Genomic DNA, 17,773 nt, shown 5'->3' on the forward strand with positions numbered 1-17,773 from the left:
CAACTCGATAGACTCAATCACTTGCTTCCGACCACAGACACGGTGGCCGGTACAACCTCTCCCCCTCCCCTGGCTTTGAGCCGATAGATGCCGATACAACTGCCGTACTCACGAGTAGCCGTACGGCGTCTGTCCCGAACTGTGTCAATTCGGGACGTCCACAACCGCGTTTGCGTTGGTGTTCGTGTTAGAGTTATGTCCCTCTCGGGCGTGATTTCGTCCCGACCACGCTACTCTCCGGCACCCCCGTCTGTGGTCGGACTGTCGTCCGTCGTTTTGCTGTTCACTTCACCGGGCAGCTCGACATCGGCCTTGAGGACGAGACGCTTCTCTTGGTAGCTCAATCCGTCCTTCGACCGTTGGCGCTTGATCTTTCCAAGACGCCCGTTCGAGAGTTCGTGCATCGCATCCATCGGCTGTTTTGATCTATACTCTGAAACTGACTATTCTGTGATTTTCAGTGATCTTTGAGTTTCCGTGGATACCCACTCGTCTCACCTGCTTGTTCGCTCTTCGTACCTACCCTTTTCTTTGGACGATTTTCGAGGTGCGAAAGGCGATATAACGGTCTTAAAATTGCATATAACAACGGAGGACTGATCTCAGCGTGTAAAATCGTGTTTGCAACTGATTTCGATCTCTGGAAAAGATAAATACACCGATTTCAGCCCTCTTCCGGCTAATTACGGCATTTGACGCCAATTGCTCGTTTCATGTTACCAATGATATATGAAACTGGTCATCAATCGTGCATGAATATGGATGGTGGAAAACGGCTCACACTGCTCTATTCTCCAGTGAGAGCCTCGTAATCGTATTTGCAAATCCGTCGCTTCGAACAGTACGAATCAGCAATTTCGGAGTGGGTACTCACTGTGATAGGACAGGGAGATCATCTTCTTACAACAGGCTATCACCTGCTAAGGTTTCAGGAGAATGGATAGAGGATTGTACATGGCATCGTCGATAGTGTGTGGGTGACGCCAATCGACGAAGAAAAACAGACGTCGCTTTCAGAGCTTGTTTCGGAGATCTCTAAGCAGGTAGAGATTCGGCTTGAGCATGAAGCCCACTACGACTGGATATCGTTTGTGCCGTTGTGTGATTCGGATGCGGGGGCGTTAACGAAGTATTTCGGATAAGTCGCTGGTGAGGACGAGTACAAGTATCGGGGCATCGAGTGCCGTCAGCGGAGTACGCCGTCGTATATCGACGAAGCGCAGAAAGCGTTGATTCGAGCAGTGGATGCGTATCGGGATCCGGAAGCGGTTTGTGAGGAATTGCGGACGTGGGTTGATCGCCTTGAACGGGGTGCGGTCGATCCGAATGAGTTGGTAATCACGAATCGGGTTTCGAAGCAACGAGAGGACTACACGGGGTTATCGAGTACGATCGGCGAAACAAGGATATTCGCTATCGTGATGGCACGATACTCGAAGATTTGCTTGAGGTTGTTTCTGTTAATTCTCAACCGGCATAAGTTACAGTTTAGAACGTCTCAAAAGGCACAGTAGTTCACGCCAATCATAAATGCGGTTTATGCTATTGCGCTGAAAAGCTCCACATTCTATCCTCTATGACTACCGGAATAGCTCAATGCATGTGTGAATAAATACATTATAATTGGTATATCCGTCCAGTGCTATTGGGCGTAGCTATTATGCTCTATCCGAACTGTAAGCGACACTCGCGATTGTGGCTCAAATGGCTGGTGTCCCTGTTAAAACGGGGCAATAAAAGGGACAAATACTTATTATCGAGGATAGCAAGAACAGAAAGGTTATGTCACTCTCTACTGCAGTGCGGCAGTGGTTAGCTGACGGAGATGACCTCATTTACGAATGTCGACGCTGTGGAACGACGCTGAAGCCCACCGAGCAAACGTGTTCAACCTGTGGGTCGACCGAAATCGTCGAATTCGATGTTTTATGATCTCTCTCCTACTTACCTGACTCATTATCACGATCTTTTAACCACTGATCAAGGAGGTCACGGATTGCTGCATCACGGTTTTCCCGATGGTGAGCAAATGCAATGTCATCGATTTGCTCGAGTTCCTCGGCTGTGAATTCGAGCGTGACCGAGTCCATACCGAGGAAATCCTGATCCATTGAGAAATGTCACGGATGCCAGCCACAAATATATTTGTCAGACGCTCGTCTGGCTTACGGACATATTCTCATATGTGACCATGGATGGCTGCGACTCTCGAACTGCTACAAACACCACTGACATACGATCCCGATTCTGTGTGTATGGCGGGGGTAGGACGGAAATTATATCGATGAAAATCAGTTGTTATCTATCTAGTTTCCAACCATCCATGATTCGGACAGTGGGGGCGAAAGCATCCGAAATGTTATATCGGTCCTCGCTCTTCATTCCTTCATCGAATGGTGTTACGCCACCGCATACCACCATGACTCACCAACCTGATCACAATACAGATACCGAAGAGTTCGCGGTGCATCTCGATGCTGAAACCACCTTCTTTCGTGACCTTGTCGAACACGCACTCGATGGGTTTCTCACTCTTGATCCGAGTGGGAGAATCGTATTCTCAAATCAGGCGGCTGAACGCCTTTTCGGCTGGTCTGAGGATGCTCTCATCGGTCGATCGATGGTTGAATTGTTTCCCGAGCGCCATCGTGATGCCTACCGTACATCGTTCCAGCAACAGGTTCACGACGACACACAGGAGCTCGATCATGAGTACGTTGAACGAGTTGGATTGCACAAGGACGGGTCCGAGCTGCCCTTGGCGTTCTCGTTTTATGAACATGAGTATGATGGACAGCGACTTTTTACGGCGATTATCCGTGATATCTCGGATCGAAAACAGCGAGAAAAAGAACTCAAGAATACCAAAGAAAAGTACGCAAAACTCGTTGAAACCGCTCCTGACGCGATTTTTATCGCGAACGCTGACACTGGGACGATCGAGGACGTCAATCAGGCTGCCGTCTCGCTCATGGGTAAACCACCGCATGAGCTCTGTGGGATACACCAGTCGGAGCTCCACCCTCCTGAACAGGCCGAGCAGTATACTGCAAACTTCCAAGAGCACGTCGAACGTGGTGGTGTCCGCGGTGATTCAACGAGTGTGATTCGGCACGACATGGACCAACACGTCGTTCACGACGATGGCTCTCGCGTTCCTGTCGAAGTGAGTTCCGGTGTCACTGAATTGGACGGGAAAACAGTCATACAAGGCATCTTCCGTGATATCTCTGAACGGCAAGAATGGGAAGAAGAGCTGCGGCAGGAACGAGATCTTACTGAACGAATTCTCGAAACAAGTCCGATTGCAATTGGTGTCTTCACACCGGATAGGCAACTCGTCCGGGCGAATGAACAAGTCGAAGAGATCCTTGGGGTTTCAGTCGATCAGTTGACGAGTCTTTCTACCTTGGATGATGCGTTTACCCTGTATGATTCCGAGAATCGACCCATCGATCCGAACAACGGTTTAATGGCAGAAGTCATCGAGACTGGGTCCGCAGTGTATGATTATGAAGCGATTCTTGAGCGAGCGGATGGAAAGCGATTGTGGATTTCACTCAACGCTGCACCGCTCTGGTCGCCAGATGGCGAACTCGAATATATTGTCTTGGTTGGCGAGGACATCTCCGAACGAAAAGAGCGCGAAAACGCTATCGAACAGCAGCATGATCGCCTCGAAACACTGAATCGAATCAACCGACTCATTCGCGAGGTCAACCAAACGTTGGTTCGAACGACAACGCGGGACGAGATTGAGACCAGCGTCTGTGAACGACTCGCTGCGTCCGATCTCTACCAGGACGCGTTCATCGGTGAACGGTCCTTACCGAGTGGCGGAATTGAGCCCCGCACCGGTGCAAACCTTGATTCGAACTACTTCAATCTCCTTGACGAAACGGATTCGGCCGAGACGAGCACTGGCGGTGCTGCCCAAGCAATGCGGACTCAGGAATCACAACTCATCACATCGATCGAATCTGATCCCCGATTTCCCGATTCATTGCGAGATGAAGCACTAGCACGTGGCTATTGCTCTGTGCTGTGTATCCCGCTTGTCTATGGTGAGACGACGTATGGTGTGTTGGTCATCCATGCGTCCCGGTCTGATGCGTTCAGTGAACGAGAACAAGTCGTCTTCGAGGAACTAGGCGAGACAATTGGCTACGCGATCCATGCCGCAGAGAGTAAAAAGCTCCTCCATACGGATAGCCACTATGAGCTTACATTCGATCTCACCGAGACGACCGCGTTCTTTGTCACTGCATCTGCTGACTTACAGTGCTCGATCACCCTCGAAGATCTCGTTCCCTCAACGGACAAAGAACTCCTCTACTATATCACACTAGAGAATGCTCCAGTCGAGTCGTTTCTCGAGATGGCACGCCACCAGTCGATTGTTAAAAAAGCCCGCTGTATCAGTACAGAGGCGGAGACCAGTTTGCTTGAAATCGTCTTTATGGGAGCATCGACGTCTCCACAAGTTCTCATCGAACGAGGTGCCCGCATCAAACACGCGAAGGTGACTGAAGGGAGGGGATCACTTGTTGCTGAGGCGCCTGCTGATACTGATATCCGAGCGCTCACGGATGCTGTGCAGTCAATTTATCCGAAGGCTCGTCTTACAGCGAAACAGGAGGTAAAGCGTTCTCTCCCACCGCTCAGAAGACAGCACGCGCGCCTGAGGGACCAGTTAACTGACCGCCAGCAGGCGTCCTTGACCGCGGCATATAATGCAGGCTTCTTCGAGTGGCCGCGTGAGAGTACTGGCGAAGAAGTTGCAGATTCGCTCGGGGTTTCGGCACCGACGTTCCACCAGCATCTCAGAGCGAGCGAACGTAAGCTCTTGGCAGTGTTCTTCGGAGAAGCAGAACCAGTGGAATAGCACGTCGTTCCTAACTGTTTAGGAAAGCTGCTTTTTGAAAGTGATACACAATTAGGCTCCATGAGTACACCACAATCGACAAGTTCAGGAAATCTCTCCAAAGAGCAGGTGGTAGGCCTGTTGGGGCATGAACAGCGTCGTGCAATCATTACGTATTTCGATCAGAAGACGACCGATCGCGCCAGCGTTGACGACCTCGTTGAATATATTGTCTCTTCGGGCTTGAAGAGAAAGAACCCCTCGGCTGAGCACCGTGAACGGGTCAGAATCGGGTTGTTTCACAATCACTTGCCAAGATTAGCGGATGCTGGTGTGCTTGAATACGATCAGCGGAGTGAAACAGTACGCTATTGGGGTGATTCTCGACTCGAAACCCTTCTCAAGGTTGCTCCCAGCGATGAATACCCAATCTAACTCTTTTCCAACTCGTTTGATGGTAAATTTGGGTGAGAGAACATACGTTCTACAGTAGGTCAAGAGTTGCACTCATGAGGTCTGTGTGTTGGCTACACGGACACTGTACGGTCGTCGATTACATACTCGGTCCTTACCGTCGGTTGTCGCCAAACTGTACCGCCGATTACACCGTTGTAATAGAGAGGGATCGCGAACGCGACCCCCTCCATTTCGCAGAAATAGACGCAGAAATAGACGCACTCCACCGTACCCAAAACACTAGTACCACCATGTGTCACCGGCAATGCGGTGTGAATCTCTTGTGGTGGTGCCGCCGAAATGGGGGTTCTGTGAACCCCCGTGATTACAACGCTATAATCAGCGCCCTCCGTTCTCCATTTCGGCGTTCGCTTCGTGGGCTCGCATCCATCCAGCTAAGTCGGGGTGGGCGAACGTGATCTCAATGTGGCGGCCTCCAACGCCCATTGCGTCGTCCATACACAGCGTTCGGGATTCCTTGTAGGTCACACCGGGCACACGCTCGGCCATCTCCTCCATCACCCGATAGCCATCGTTTGTGTACGCACAGCCGTAGTGAGTCGCGACTTCGCGATATCCAAGTCGTGCAACCATCACGTCGTTCGTCTTGGCGACGTTCTTCGCATGCTCAAGCACATCGAGATACTTGTCCTCGACTTGCTGACTCTCAGCGCGCTTCTCGCGGAAGTTGACGAGTTCGGTGTTCTGTTCCGAACGCTGAATCGTCTCGAAGAGCTGACGGCCTGCATTGGTTGCTTCCGCGGCGAGGTTCGGAGAGTCATCGTCAACACTCTCTTCGGTTTCGTAATCGCGTACGAGGTTGATTATACGCGAGACTGACGCCCGAACTTGTGCATTCTTCTCCTCTACATCGGTGAGCTCGTCGACATTAGCTTGTATCGTCTCGGTCGTCTCTTCGAGACTATTGAGCTGCTGTCGATCCTGGGCACGCTCTTTCGACGCCTCGGTGCGATAGTTTTCGAGTTCATTGACTCACTGAGTTCGTTGATGCAGTGATCAACTGGTACGTTAATCATTTGCTGTCGTTGGTCTATATGAACGACTGATTCGCTTCCAGTGGCCCCCATCGAAGCGATAATACGTTACGATCGCTGGAATGCCAGTTTCGACGATCAAGGTGAGTGACAGGGCAATGAGCCCGACGGAGGTCGTTGCACCGAGGTACGCGACGGGAAGGGCGAAGAGATACAAACCCAACGTCTGTCCATAGAATGGCCACCGGGTGTCCCCTCCTGCACGGAGTGGACCAGTTGCGCTCCCGATCACACCATAGAAAATGACGCTCACGCAGGTTGCGTAAATCAAGTTCTTCACAATTGGGAGAACGGCTGGATCACTGACAAACACTCGACTGATAGGATGGGAGAACACAGCAACAGCGATTGCAATGAGCACGTACACAGCCACTGTGAATCGGAATACGTCTCTCGCGTATCCCTCGGCTTTCCGTTCGGCACCAGTCCCAAGTGCTTGTCCGACGAGGCTGCTCGAAGCAAGACTCAATCCCCAGCTAGGTGTATCCATAAGTGCTCGAATCCGAAGCGCGATGACGAATGCAGCAACAACGTTCGGGCCGAAGAGGCCAACGATGGCAATCAAGGGGAGCCGCCCTCCGGTTCGAGCAAGGTTCGTCAGAACGAGTGGTGTTCCAATCTCCGTAATTTGGTGCATGAGCGGCTGATCGACATGTGGACCATCGAGAGTAATCGTCACGGGGAATGCCCCGATCAGTGGAAGGCTCCCAGCTATGAATCCCCAAGCAAAGAGAATCGTCACGAGGACTGTGCTAACCACCGTTCCGATCGCTGCACCGAGAACCCCGAAGCCAAGTCCAAATATTAGAACAGCATTAATGCTAATATTTACCACTGCACCACCAGCACGGAGGAGCATCGGTATCCGTGCGTTATCAGCACCGACGAGCGTTCGGCTTCCGATCAGATTCACTGCTGCGAAGGGGATCCCAAGTGCAACGACTTGGAGATAGCTGGCCCCGTATCTGATTGCAAGGCTATCGGAGCCAACAAGTGAAATCAAGGTATGAGGGAGGAACCAAAGCAGGAGTGCCAGCGGTATCGTTACGGCAACCGCTAAAAACGTGCTCGTCTTGACGATACGGTTGAGTTCGTCATATCGGTCCGTACTAAACCGCTGTGAGATCAGTCCGATTGTGCCGTCTGCGATCCCCCCACCAAACGAAAAGGCGAGCCCCCAGAGCGGTGACGCAAAGCCGATACCTGCAATTGCCGCAGGACCCACTGCTAGTCCGACCATTGCGATATCCGCTGCTGATTTCGACATTCGAGCAACACCGGTGATAATCCGGGGCCATGCAAGTCGAGTGGTGTGGTAGACTCGATGCTCATCGATCAGGTTTAGCGCAGCCAACAAATGGCCAACCTGAAGGAGAACACCTCTCACGGGATTGTATGATTTGAGTTCCACAGAACGTACCGCGACATATGGCAGTTGTGTATAAATCACTTGTGAGGCATTGAGAAACAATCTAACAAACATTCATGATTGAGAAGAGATCTCAATATATACCCGTCTTCTGAGAGTAGTCTACAATATGATTGTACTTGCGTAAATCAACGAGCGTCGAAGAGTCACTCGACTGCGGATACGAAGAACTGAAGATGTGGGCGACACGTGAAGCACTACGAGACGTCGATCTCTGCCCGGACGATATTGGCGGTTCGCGGTCGGCTCGCTGGACGTTTTCGAGCTGTGACTAATATATTTACGTTGGTCCACCACTGTCGTCTGAACACGTGGGTGCCGTTGCAGTCGTTGTTACATATCGGTGACGGGGTCTAAGGGCAGTTAGTCGCCCTCGTACTACCTCACGAACAGAACCCACAAATATCGTCGTTTGTTTCCATTCTGTTCCACTGATGATAGCTATCTCGGACGATTCAGACGCGGTTCTGACCACAGACACGGTGGCCGGTACAACCTCTCCCCCTCCTGCTGGTTTCTAGCCGATAGATGCCGATACAACTGCCGTACTCACAAGTAGCCGTACGGCGTCTGTTCCAAACTGTGTCAATTCGGGACGTCCACAACCGCGTTCGTAGTGGTGTTCGTGTTAGATTCGTGTCCCTCTCGGGCGTGTTTTCGTCCCGACCACGCTACTCTCCGGCAACCCCGTCTGTGGTCGGACTGTCGTCCGTCGTTTTGCTGTTCACTTCTCCAGGTAACTCGACGTCCGACTTAAGCACGAGACGCGTCTCCTGGTAGCTCAATCCGTCTTTGGATCGTTGGCGTTTGATCTTCCCGAGACGGCCATTCGAGAGTTCGTGCATCGCATCCATCGTCCGCCGGGCAAGTTCCTGGCTGTACTTCTTGCTCACACCAGACTCTTTCAGCCGAATCCAATCAGCCAGCTCTGACGCATCAAGGTAAGCTCGGATCTCCCCACTGCCGGTCGACCAGAGTGAGTAGCGACCGGCTTCATCGCGTTCGCGCCACACCTTGCCTGCGAGTTCGTCGGGCTTCCGATTCGTGACCGACGCAAGCATCTCGTCGTCATAGCGGGAAAGTCGCTGAATCGGAAGGAGGTCCGCTGTCGAATGGGCGACGGCACCACCGCGACCGAGCGCGTCTTCCTCACCAGGAAGACGGAAATAGGTGTTACCGTCGTCTTTCGTGATGCGTTCGAGTTTATTGCCATCGACAGTGATCCGCTCTTTGTCGACGTTGTCGGCAAGCAAGTGTGCACCTTTCTCGAACTCGCGAGCTTGCAACTCATCGATACATTCGCCACAGGACTGCGTTTTGCGGGCCAGTGCCTTTCTGTGGGCTTTCGCTTTGGCTGCTTTGTCTTCTCTGGCATCGACTCGTTGTTCGAGTTCATCGATTCGCTTGTCTTTCTCGGCGACTTCTGCTTCGAGGTCGTCAACACGGTCAGTAAGTGACCGGATGTGCTTGGCGAGGTCACTGATCGAGACGTCGTTGTCATCGAGAACACTGGACGCTCCGGACGTAGTGGAGTCACTCATTGGCAGGCACCTCCACTGAAACCACAGTGTCCTCTGCTGGCGTCGAGAGGCGCGGCAGGCGGGCGATGGTGGTGAGCGAACCGATACAACGGGTAGTCGTGTCAGTGGCGGTGTGAGTGTACTCGAGAACAGTCATGGCGGAATCGGGTTGACTGGTGCAGTGGAAGGTGGCTTGCTGAATGTCGTCCTGTGCCGTCGTCGTAATCGGTGGAGCCGTCAGAACCAGATGCGGTCCACAGTGTGTCGGTGCGTTTGTCTCCTTGACGGTGCAAATCGTCCGTGGCAACTCCGTGGTCGTGATACGAACGCAGTCACTCGGTGAGAGGTGTGTCACGAGCGAGTCGGCATTGCGTGGATTCAACGGCGTTGGTGCAGACCAACTCACGCTTGCTCACCTCCCGTCGGACTGACGATGCACTCGACCGTGGCATACGTGCGCAACCAAGCATACGAGCCGGAGGGGGTGCGTCCGTAATGATCGAGTTCTGTGTCGGTGTGTTCGATTGCGTCGTAGTAGCGGTACTGCAGGCGGTACAGATCGTTCGATGGCGTGGCGACGTACAGGACGTGTTCACCGGGTTCGGGACCACGACAGGAGAGTGCGGGCTCTGAATGCTCACACTGATAGACGATACCCGTGAGCGTGCGCTTCTGGGTGTGGATCTGAATCGGATCCGTACACGCCAGTGCGAGGACCGTTCGCTGGTCGGTCATCGCTCGGCCTCCCGTTTCTGGCGAAGACGCTGACAGAGCTGGCAGGGTGCGTACTGGTCGTCTTGTGCCTCTGTGCGAGTGCAATAGGCGAGTGGGTTGTCGGTATGCAGCGTACAGAGGGTGTGGTTGTCCGCATCGAGTTCGTGATAGGCGAAGGCGTCGCCGACAAATTGATCGACGATAGCGACCGTCTCATCGCCAGGATAGGGGTCACCAGCGATGCGTTGGTTGCGTTCGGTGTCGGTGAGACTGCTTGTGAAGCGGTTGTCACAGTAATGGGAGTCGGTGATCTTCACCGCGTAGGTGCCACAGGCCGGACAGCGTTCGAAGGTGTTCTCGATCTCCTCGGCGGTGATCGAGGTGGACGTGCGGGTCATCGCCCATCACCTCTGATGGCTGTCGCTCTCTGGGAAGGGCGTTCTGTGGGGTGCATCTACGCGTGCACCTCAGTTGGGGTGGTGTGGGTAGTGGCGTCGATCCCATAGCACCGTGCGAGGATACGCTGGTAGTGTGCGCGGGTTTCTGCGTGGGTTTCGCCCGGTGGTGTCGAGGGGAGGTTGGGATTGCCCGTTTTGGTGGTGGCGACCGAGCGGTAGGTGTCGGTATCCTCGGGAATCTGGAAGCCCTCTTCGTCGTAGTCGATCGGGCAGCGGCGTTCGAAGAACTGCTGGCAGTCCGGCGTGGCGTAGATGCAGTACAGGTAGGGCTCTTGACTGGTGGTCTTGGTTCGGGTTTGAAAGCCCACGCGGAGTTCGACAAGATACGCGCGGGTGATTGGCTCGTCGGTATCTGGAGTGGGTTGGTCTGGGTCGTGGGTAGCGGTGTCGGGTGTGGGTTCGAGGCGTTTGACGGGGTGGAAAACTTTCTCGCCGAATTGGGCCTCGAGTGAGAGCAGCCCGCCGTTGGGTTTCTCGTCGAAGGACGCCATTAGTCGTGTCCTCCGTCGAAGGGTGGTTGGTAGTCGATGCGTTTTTCTACGGAAGGGGTATTGCTAGTCATGCTTCTGTGGCACGCAGAAGCGCGGTCGGTGTGCCAGCACCGGCCTTTTCAGGCGAACCACACTTCTGACTTGTAGTGTGAGATCTATCCTCTTAGTATTTACGTTGTAAATACAAATGTAGACTGTAACAGAAACGACTATGATTGAACAAATAGATATTATAACCATCGCCCAAGAATGACTATTCATAGAATGGCCAACGAAGAAAACTTCGACGAGCTTCACTGGAAGATTATCGAGATTCTTCGCGAAGGTCGTGGAACACCAAGCTATCTCGCGACTCGAACAGGAGAAAGTCGACAACTCATCTCAAAACGCCTTCGTGATCTTCAGATGGCGGACGTCGTTCAGCAGATTCACCGCGGATTATATGAACTCGCCCCCGAAGAAGTCCCAGACCGAAGCTGATAGCTTGATTTGGCGAGATTAGAGATTTGAATTACTGTCTATTCTCCTTTTGAGAACGCCACAGACTGCCAATACGTCATCTTAATCAATGACATGACTTGCAAATTGATGGTCTGCATGTGCCCGCACCACGTCCACACAACTCCTACTGTAAACACATGGTTGCCGTCGAGAACGCGACCGACGACGGGACGCTCGATGCATTTCCATCGGACGACGAGACCGAACCCGAAGACTGCGACTGTGACGGCCTCGGTGGCTTCCCGTGCTGGCCGTGCGTGCGAACGGGACGGAAGGAACTGCCGAACTAACCCCGTTCGGCTTGTCTATCGTTTGAACCCACAGTTATACCGTCGTTCATCCAAACGTCTATATGCCATCAGTTCTTGTGTATATATGAGCGCAGAGGTGCTGCGTGGAGCCTGTGTGACCATGCCCCGGAAGCCCGGCGGTGCAAACCAATGGGCGTTGACGACGGACGTGGGCACAGGAAATGCACCTGTCTCTAAATTTCAGAGAGTTGCATCGCCAGCTCTTCATACCCATTCTCGTGTACATACCGAATAATCGGCTGTAGGGATTGCTCAAACGAATATGGTTCCCCACCACCCATATAGCCTTCAAACCAAGAACAGACACGCTGACTAACAGTTTCTGCACGACGCTGTTCAAGACATTCTGTCGTAACCCGATGTGATGAGTTCACCATCGAGTTGTATGCTTTGCCCCAGTGGTTGTGATACACTTCTTTCGAGATTGGTGCAGGTGGTTCTACGGTAGCGCAATGACGGGGGTGTTCAATTGTGTGTGCGAGATGGCTGGCACACAGATCCGCAAGTAGGGCTGTCGGGTAGTAGAGTTCTGATTGAATGCAGGTCGCAATCGGTGGTATGGCAGATGAAATCCCGCGAATGGCATTGCCAAATCGATTCGCCTTATCTTCGTTGCCATCGAGAATCACTATTGCTTCTGGTGTTTGCAGTTCTTCGACGAGAATTGCCGATTGGACGGCCTCTATTCGTTCTTGATCTGAACCGTCATGTCCCAGATGAGCTGTTGCCTTCAATCGATGCCCATTAGCAACGATAGCGTTTTCAAAAAGGTGGATACTGTCCTCGTGGTTGAGATTGTGGGATTTGTCTCGAAACGGGAAGAAGTTGTGTCCATCAGCAGCGGTATACAGACTGTCGAGAACCGCAATTTCGTCCGTTCGTTCTGCATACGCAGCAACTGTGACAGTAACGTTTCCTACGGTACTTGCATCGATCACAATGGATCGCTCGTAGGTCGACTCTTCAGCTCGAAATGGGCGCACAGCTTAGTTGTTTGTTTCCGCTAATCAGCTTTTCAGCCTTCCGTTTTCACTTCGCTGAACAGAGGTTAGTTTCACCGCCATGTCGATTTCACTGTAATCTCCGAACCAGCCCAACTGCGATCCCCATTGCTATGTTATCCATCGTAACTCTGATACCGACTCGAAGGTGTGCACAAATTCATGAGTAACTGAATCGATAACGAGAACACACCTGTCCGGTGCTCTTGAAGCTGACGAGACGGCACAGCAACGCGCACAGGCCGAAATTTTGCCTTCGGATGCCCCCGGGCTCGTTGAAGTCACCAATAAGAGCCACGAGAACCCCGCAGCCCACCAGTACACAGTCTCCATCGACGACGTGACCGAGGAACTGATGGCTTGCACGTGCCCGCACCACGTCCACCGCAACGCATTCTGCAAGCACATGGCTGCCGTCGAAAACGCAACCGACGATGGGACGCTTGAGGCCTTCCCGTTCGAGGACGAGCGTATTAGTGGCCCGTACACCGGCTATGACAAGTACGGCACGGTCGATCACACCTACTGGACGTGTGAGGACTGTGGCGCGGAAGCCACTCGGAAAGACGCGCTCACCGACTGCTGCTAACCCCGTTTCCCTTTTTGATTTATGTCTCGCCAAACAACGTTGTCCGATGGTGCCCAGCGAACGCTCACAGAGAGTGAAAATAATGTGTCTGATGACTCTCCTAAAGTGTCTGGGGCCCTGTTACTCGAGTGACACCGTTTCAATAGAATATTAATTAATATTATTTAGCACTTTCAATATCTTAATCTTGCTCAGGAATTGTGATCGTTGATTCGCCATCGATCACCCGAAAGCCACCAACTTCCTCTCGCGCCGACACTTCTTGCTGTGGATATGGAATTTTGATTCCCTCTCGGTCATAGGCGAGTTTGACTGCTCGAACCACGGCAGTCACTGCTCGCCACTTCTTGCGGCTACTCGGTTTTTCGATCCAGAACCGAAGTTCAAGAAGGACTGAAGAATCCCCAAATTGCTTTAGAACGACGTCTGGACTCGGCACCACCAAAATATCGTCGATACCTTTCATTGCTTCTTTTGCAACTGCCATCGCATGATCGGGGTCAGCTTCATAATCTACCCCGACCTCAACACCGAGTCGAAGTCGTCCTTTGCGCCCGATATTGATGATTGTACTACTACTGACAACGTCGTTTGGGAGCATGACGTATTTCCCTTCGAACGTCTCGATACGAGTCGTGAAAATCGTGATGTCAGTTACGATCCCCTCATGCTCATCGATTTGTACCCAATCGCCAATCTCGAACGGCCGAGAAAACATGAGCTGAAAGCCAGCAAGCAGTGATCCAAGCGTTTCATTCGCTGCTAATCCGATTGCGGCACCAAGCAGTCCAGCACCCACAAATAGTCCTTGAAGGTTTATCTTCCAGACACTTAATAGAGCAAGAAGTCCAACGACATATACACCAATAATAGACAATCGGGAAACAACCTTTCCCTGGTGGCGTGTGATCTCTTCGGTCTGTTGTAAGAGCCGGTCAACAACTCGATCGACCATTCCAGCACTTACGTACGCTGCCGTACACACGCCGAGTGTCAGCACGATCTGAAATCCGGTCCTTCGGACTGCGCCGAGTGCTTCTACACCTTTGACCGCTTGGTGCGTCTGTTCCCAGATTACGACGTAGAGACTACCACTCATCCCAATGAGAATCAGACTCGTGACGAGTAGACCAACATTTACCAGACGAGATGGATATTCACGCTTTGCAACCCGTGAAAGTCTCCAGAGTGTCCACTCACAAAGGATGAACCCGATACCCACAATGAGTGACAGGAAAAACTGCCCCTCGGAACCCGGAAACTGATTAACGACCCACTGGAGGAGCGATATGAGAATCATCGACATTGCCCTCTCGTGAACAGGTATTGGGAGGTGCTATCAACGCGGGATATCCAGGTCTGGTGGTGTGATTGTTGTACGATGCGTGCCATGCGTCACATTCGAACACAGTGTCGTCACAAGAATGTACCGAAGTTATATTTCGTCTACAATTAAGATATTCTCAATCCGATAATGAGCAGATGACTGCTGCAATGATCCCAATTATTTATCCATCTTGGAGCCTGCTACCTTACATAATGTCACCCGCAAATTTTCAACAATCACAGTCGGAGATTACCGACGATCTCCCGGCGATTGATTGTGATGCGTGTCAGTCTGCTCTCGACCCTGCTAGCCAGCAAGCCATGTCATTTCTCCTTCTGGATCAGCTTCGAGTTCCTGTGCTCAGTTGTGATGACCATCTTGAACAGTTCAGTTCGATTTGTGGACTCACCTCTGATGACACAGCGACGCTTCTCCATCACCACCCCGCTGGTGGTATCTCATGTCCTGGCTGTCGCTTCGCGTCATACTCTGCAGCCCAATCCATAGTCCCGGTCCAAGACGGGGCAATTGTACCCGTTGCATGTCCAGAACACCAGTCGAAGATTATTCAGCGTTTCCAGACTGGGCTCCAAACACACCAACAACTAACCTCCAGTCTCGGTACTACCACTAGCTCATTCCTGTGAATTCTAGCGCCCTGATCGAGATTGAGAATACTGTTACAGTAGCGAAAAACAGTGTGTTAATCGCTTGATGATCTGTTCTCGAAAAATAGCGATATTATCTCAACTATACTCCTGAGGAATCAACGAAGGTGTCTAAATACCGTCGAAATCGTTTAGAGTGATTCACAGGCAACGCCGTCATCATCGCCGTCAAGCCGATGAGGGTCACTCGGATCCTGCTCAAGCACGGCTTGGGCCTGTTCCTGTGTATCGAAGTGACTACAGTCGTAGTCGCCATCCGACGGCAGTGGTGGGATATCTACGCTATCAGATGGCGCCTCGGTCATTTCAGTCGCCGATGGAGTTGGTTCGGGTGTCGAAGTTGGTTCGTCAAAATCCCACAATCCAACTTCGTTCTGCTGGGCGTTCGCTTCAGCAGTCTCGAAGTCGCTTCGTTTCGAGAACGAACTCTCGTACAACCGGGCATATCCGTTTGTCAACAGCTGACGATTGAAATTCTCACCATCGACGTAAATATAGACCAAGAGCCGCCCAAAGGTCCCACGTCGGTCAGCTTCCGGATCGGTCTCTATTTGGACTGTTTTCCCGTCCAATTCGTCAGTCGCAAACTGGCTTGCCCACTCGCCCCATTCGTAGAGATGGTCGCGTCCAGCCGTCGAATCTGGGATTCCCTCGAACTCATCGGGATTGACTCGACTTAACGTCGTTTCTGGCGTATCAACTCCTAAAAGGCGGAGTGTGTCGGTTTCACCGTTCGGGAACTCGACTTCCATCGTGTCGCCATCGATGACTCGGGTGACAGTGACTGTCCATTCAGTCCCGCTTTCTGGCCCACGGGCTGCTTGTGTTGTCGGAGTTGGTTCCGGTGTAGTTGTCTGCGTTGGTGTCCGAGTCGACGCTGTGGTTTGTGTTGGAGTTGCTGTTGGCGCCGATGTTGTGATTGTTGTCGGTTGCGCTGTCGTGGTTTGAATTGTGGTTGTACTAGTTTGCGTCGCTGTTGACGAAGTTGCTATTAATGTTGTCGTGGTCTGTGTTCGGGTAGGTGTTTTGGTTGTTGATGTTTGCGTTATCGCTGATGACTGCGTAGTATCGGCTACAGATGTTGTCGATGTTGTTGTTGTTGTTGTTTCGCTAGTAGTACTACATCCTGCTACGACGAGCATTAGAGCAAGTGCAACCGCAAGTGGTATCTTCGAATAGATCACGTTGTTTATAAAAGATGTTGAAATAGATAAAACTATGTTTTCTAGACTGGTTCTCTACTCCTCTCAACACGAAGCCATCTCTTAGCGTCCTCTCATAATTAGTAAACCACTTATTCCGAACGAAGTAATCTATCGGTGAGCGAGGGTTGCTAAGCCAGGCCAACGGTGGTGGGCTTAAGACCCGCTCGTATAGGCGTCCATGGGCGAATCCCATCCCTCGTATTCGGATTCACACTCAATCAAAACTATAGCCGGAGGAGAGCAGTTTCACCCCGACAGATGTCTCTGCCATATCAACGGTGTCTTGAGTTGCTAGCCACATTTGTCGTCTAATGCAACAACGTGTACAAGCTCCAGAAGACACAGACGATCCACAAACAAAACCGCCGACCGACGTTCTTGCTGAACTTCCACCAAGTGCAAAACTGGTTGCGAAAGTACTCGAATATAATGACGACGCGCTCACGCAGGCTGAACTCACCGACAAAACCTTGCTCCCACCGCGCACGGTTCGCTACGCGCTCACTCGACTCGAAGAACACGATCTCGTCAGCTCACGCTTCTCATTTGCTGATGCACGAAAACGCTGCTATTCTCTTGCCTTCGACTAATCACGCACAACAAACGTGAAAACCCGACAACCACTCTCTAAGGTACCTATTGTACCTATTCTTCCGGAATCCACCTGCAGACTCAATTTCTCCGTTCTAACGCACCGCATTCATGCAACTCTTCGAGCCGCTGATGCACAGGTTGCCGTTCCATTGCAACCGCATCTGCCACCCATCGAGCGGTCACTGCCAGAAACTCGGACTCACGAATCACTCGAAGGATATCGTTATCAGTGATCGGAATTACTGGTCTTTTTTCGACTATTCTGCCACTGCCCTTTTGTAGTATTATACCGTCTGAACGTTTGTATGGCCAGTTTGATTGTCAAAGCAGCAGTGAAAGAACAGCTCGAAGGACAGAATGTGGCGAGTGACTTTTACGATGCACTCGATGAGGAAGTTGAGACGATTCTTGAGGACGCTGCTCGACGAGCCGAAGAGAACGACCGCAAAACCGTCCAAGCGCGCGATTTGTAGCTGCGCATCGTCTTACTATAGCAGTAATCTGTTTTTTGTCACCGCTCGGAATGCACTTCTTAGCAGTTGACTGCTATTCTGTTCGAATTCAGATTACACGACGCGCCTTGGGCTTCT

General features: G+C 51.9%; 20 protein-coding genes. 8 read left to right on the forward strand and 12 right to left on the reverse strand.

What is annotated here, in order from left to right; genetic code table 11:
- Positions 1–230: 230 nt before the first annotated feature.
- Positions 231–404 carry a hypothetical protein gene (locus LJF34_RS25670; protein WP_231188989.1) on the reverse strand — a complete coding sequence of 58 codons (174 nt, stop codon included), beginning with the start codon at positions 402–404 and terminating at the stop codon, positions 231–233.
- Positions 405–1,940: 1,536 nt separating this feature from the next.
- The gene (locus tag LJF34_RS25675) at positions 1,941–2,111 is read right to left on the reverse strand and encodes a ribbon-helix-helix protein, CopG family (protein WP_231188991.1); all 171 of its coding nucleotides are present in this window, start codon (positions 2,109–2,111) and stop codon (positions 1,941–1,943) included.
- 212 nt (positions 2,112–2,323) lie between these two features.
- Between LJF34_RS25675 and LJF34_RS25680 the strand changes: the two genes are divergently transcribed.
- Positions 2,324–4,885, forward strand: a complete 2,562-nt coding sequence (locus tag LJF34_RS25680) for a PAS domain S-box protein (protein WP_231188992.1) — start codon at positions 2,324–2,326, stop codon at positions 4,883–4,885.
- A gap of 60 nt (positions 4,886–4,945) precedes the next feature.
- Positions 4,946–5,299 carry a hypothetical protein gene (locus LJF34_RS25685; RefSeq protein WP_231188993.1) on the forward strand — a complete coding sequence of 118 codons (354 nt, stop codon included), beginning with the start codon at positions 4,946–4,948 and terminating at the stop codon, positions 5,297–5,299.
- Positions 5,300–5,659: 360 nt separating this feature from the next.
- Here the strand turns inward: LJF34_RS25685 and LJF34_RS25690 are convergent, their stop codons facing one another.
- Positions 5,660–5,956, reverse strand: coding sequence for a hypothetical protein (locus LJF34_RS25690; RefSeq protein WP_231188994.1), 297 nt, complete (start codon positions 5,954–5,956; stop codon positions 5,660–5,662).
- On the opposite strand from LJF34_RS25690, the gene LJF34_RS25695 reads away from it, so the two are divergent.
- Positions 5,945–6,160 (forward strand): hypothetical protein, encoded by a 216-nt coding sequence (locus tag LJF34_RS25695; protein ID WP_231188995.1) that lies wholly within the window; start codon positions 5,945–5,947, stop codon positions 6,158–6,160. The two genes, LJF34_RS25690 and LJF34_RS25695, sit on opposite strands and share 12 nt — an antisense overlap.
- 189 nt (positions 6,161–6,349) lie before the next feature.
- Here LJF34_RS25695 and LJF34_RS25700 read toward each other — a convergent pair whose 3' ends face one another.
- The 6 genes from LJF34_RS25700 to LJF34_RS25725 all read right to left on the reverse strand — a co-directional run bounded on the left by LJF34_RS25700 (position 6,350) and on the right by LJF34_RS25725 (position 10,987).
- Entirely contained in the window at positions 6,350–7,786 is a 1,437-nt protein-coding gene (locus tag LJF34_RS25700) for an MATE family efflux transporter (protein ID WP_342765910.1), read from the reverse strand.
- A 689-nt stretch (positions 7,787–8,475) separates the two neighbouring features.
- Positions 8,476–9,345 carry a hypothetical protein gene (locus tag LJF34_RS25705; protein WP_231188997.1) on the reverse strand — a complete coding sequence of 290 codons (870 nt, stop codon included), beginning with the start codon at positions 9,343–9,345 and terminating at the stop codon, positions 8,476–8,478.
- Positions 9,338–9,730 (reverse strand): hypothetical protein, encoded by a 393-nt coding sequence (locus LJF34_RS25710; RefSeq protein ID WP_231188998.1) that lies wholly within the window; start codon positions 9,728–9,730, stop codon positions 9,338–9,340. The genes LJF34_RS25705 and LJF34_RS25710 overlap by 8 nt, the downstream gene beginning before the upstream one ends.
- Positions 9,727–10,059 (reverse strand): hypothetical protein, encoded by a 333-nt coding sequence (locus LJF34_RS25715; protein WP_231189000.1) that lies wholly within the window; start codon positions 10,057–10,059, stop codon positions 9,727–9,729. Before LJF34_RS25715 ends, LJF34_RS25710 begins: the two co-directional genes overlap by 4 nt.
- Positions 10,056–10,436, reverse strand: a complete 381-nt coding sequence (locus LJF34_RS25720) for a hypothetical protein (RefSeq protein ID WP_231189002.1) — start codon at positions 10,434–10,436, stop codon at positions 10,056–10,058. The genes LJF34_RS25715 and LJF34_RS25720 overlap by 4 nt, the downstream gene beginning before the upstream one ends.
- 56 nt (positions 10,437–10,492) lie before the next feature.
- Positions 10,493–10,987, reverse strand: a complete 495-nt coding sequence (locus LJF34_RS25725) for a hypothetical protein (protein ID WP_231189004.1) — start codon at positions 10,985–10,987, stop codon at positions 10,493–10,495.
- 264 nt (positions 10,988–11,251) lie between these two features.
- Between LJF34_RS25725 and LJF34_RS25730 the strand changes: the two genes are divergently transcribed.
- Both LJF34_RS25730 and LJF34_RS25735 read left to right on the forward strand, forming a co-directional pair.
- Positions 11,252–11,467, forward strand: coding sequence for a helix-turn-helix domain-containing protein (locus tag LJF34_RS25730; protein ID WP_231189006.1), 216 nt, complete (start codon positions 11,252–11,254; stop codon positions 11,465–11,467).
- Positions 11,468–11,586: 119 nt separating this feature from the next.
- Positions 11,587–11,778, forward strand: a complete 192-nt coding sequence (locus LJF34_RS25735; RefSeq protein WP_231189008.1) for an SWIM zinc finger family protein — start codon at positions 11,587–11,589, stop codon at positions 11,776–11,778.
- A gap of 194 nt (positions 11,779–11,972) precedes the next feature.
- Here the strand turns inward: LJF34_RS25735 and LJF34_RS25740 are convergent, their stop codons facing one another.
- Complete coding sequence (locus LJF34_RS25740; protein WP_231189010.1) at positions 11,973–12,737, reverse strand: hypothetical protein; 765 nt, start codon at positions 12,735–12,737, stop codon at positions 11,973–11,975.
- 313 nt (positions 12,738–13,050) lie between these two features.
- On the opposite strand from LJF34_RS25740, the gene LJF34_RS25745 reads away from it, so the two are divergent.
- The gene (locus tag LJF34_RS25745) at positions 13,051–13,389 is read left to right on the forward strand and encodes an SWIM zinc finger family protein (RefSeq protein WP_231189012.1); all 339 of its coding nucleotides are present in this window, start codon (positions 13,051–13,053) and stop codon (positions 13,387–13,389) included.
- Between the two features lie 181 nt (positions 13,390–13,570).
- Here the strand turns inward: LJF34_RS25745 and LJF34_RS25750 are convergent, their stop codons facing one another.
- A complete protein-coding gene (locus tag LJF34_RS25750) occupies positions 13,571–14,488 on the reverse strand; it encodes a mechanosensitive ion channel family protein (protein ID WP_231189014.1) in 918 nt (305 codons plus the stop codon).
- A gap of 1,027 nt (positions 14,489–15,515) precedes the next feature.
- Positions 15,516–16,136 (reverse strand): thermonuclease family protein, encoded by a 621-nt coding sequence (locus LJF34_RS25755; RefSeq protein ID WP_231189016.1) that lies wholly within the window; start codon positions 16,134–16,136, stop codon positions 15,516–15,518.
- A 764-nt stretch (positions 16,137–16,900) separates the two neighbouring features.
- Here LJF34_RS25755 and LJF34_RS25760 point away from each other — a divergent pair.
- Positions 16,901–17,179 carry a helix-turn-helix domain-containing protein gene (locus LJF34_RS25760; RefSeq protein ID WP_231189018.1) on the forward strand — a complete coding sequence of 93 codons (279 nt, stop codon included), beginning with the start codon at positions 16,901–16,903 and terminating at the stop codon, positions 17,177–17,179.
- 309 nt (positions 17,180–17,488) lie between these two features.
- On the forward strand, positions 17,489–17,656 hold the full coding sequence (locus LJF34_RS25765; protein ID WP_231189019.1) for a DUF1931 domain-containing protein: 168 nt from the start codon (positions 17,489–17,491) through the stop codon (positions 17,654–17,656).
- The last annotated feature ends 117 nt before the right edge of the window (positions 17,657–17,773 follow it).

Origin of the sequence: Haladaptatus sp. DYF46 (assembly GCF_021083305.1) — an archaeon.
Lineage (GTDB): Archaea > Halobacteriota > Halobacteria > Halobacteriales > Haladaptataceae > Haladaptatus.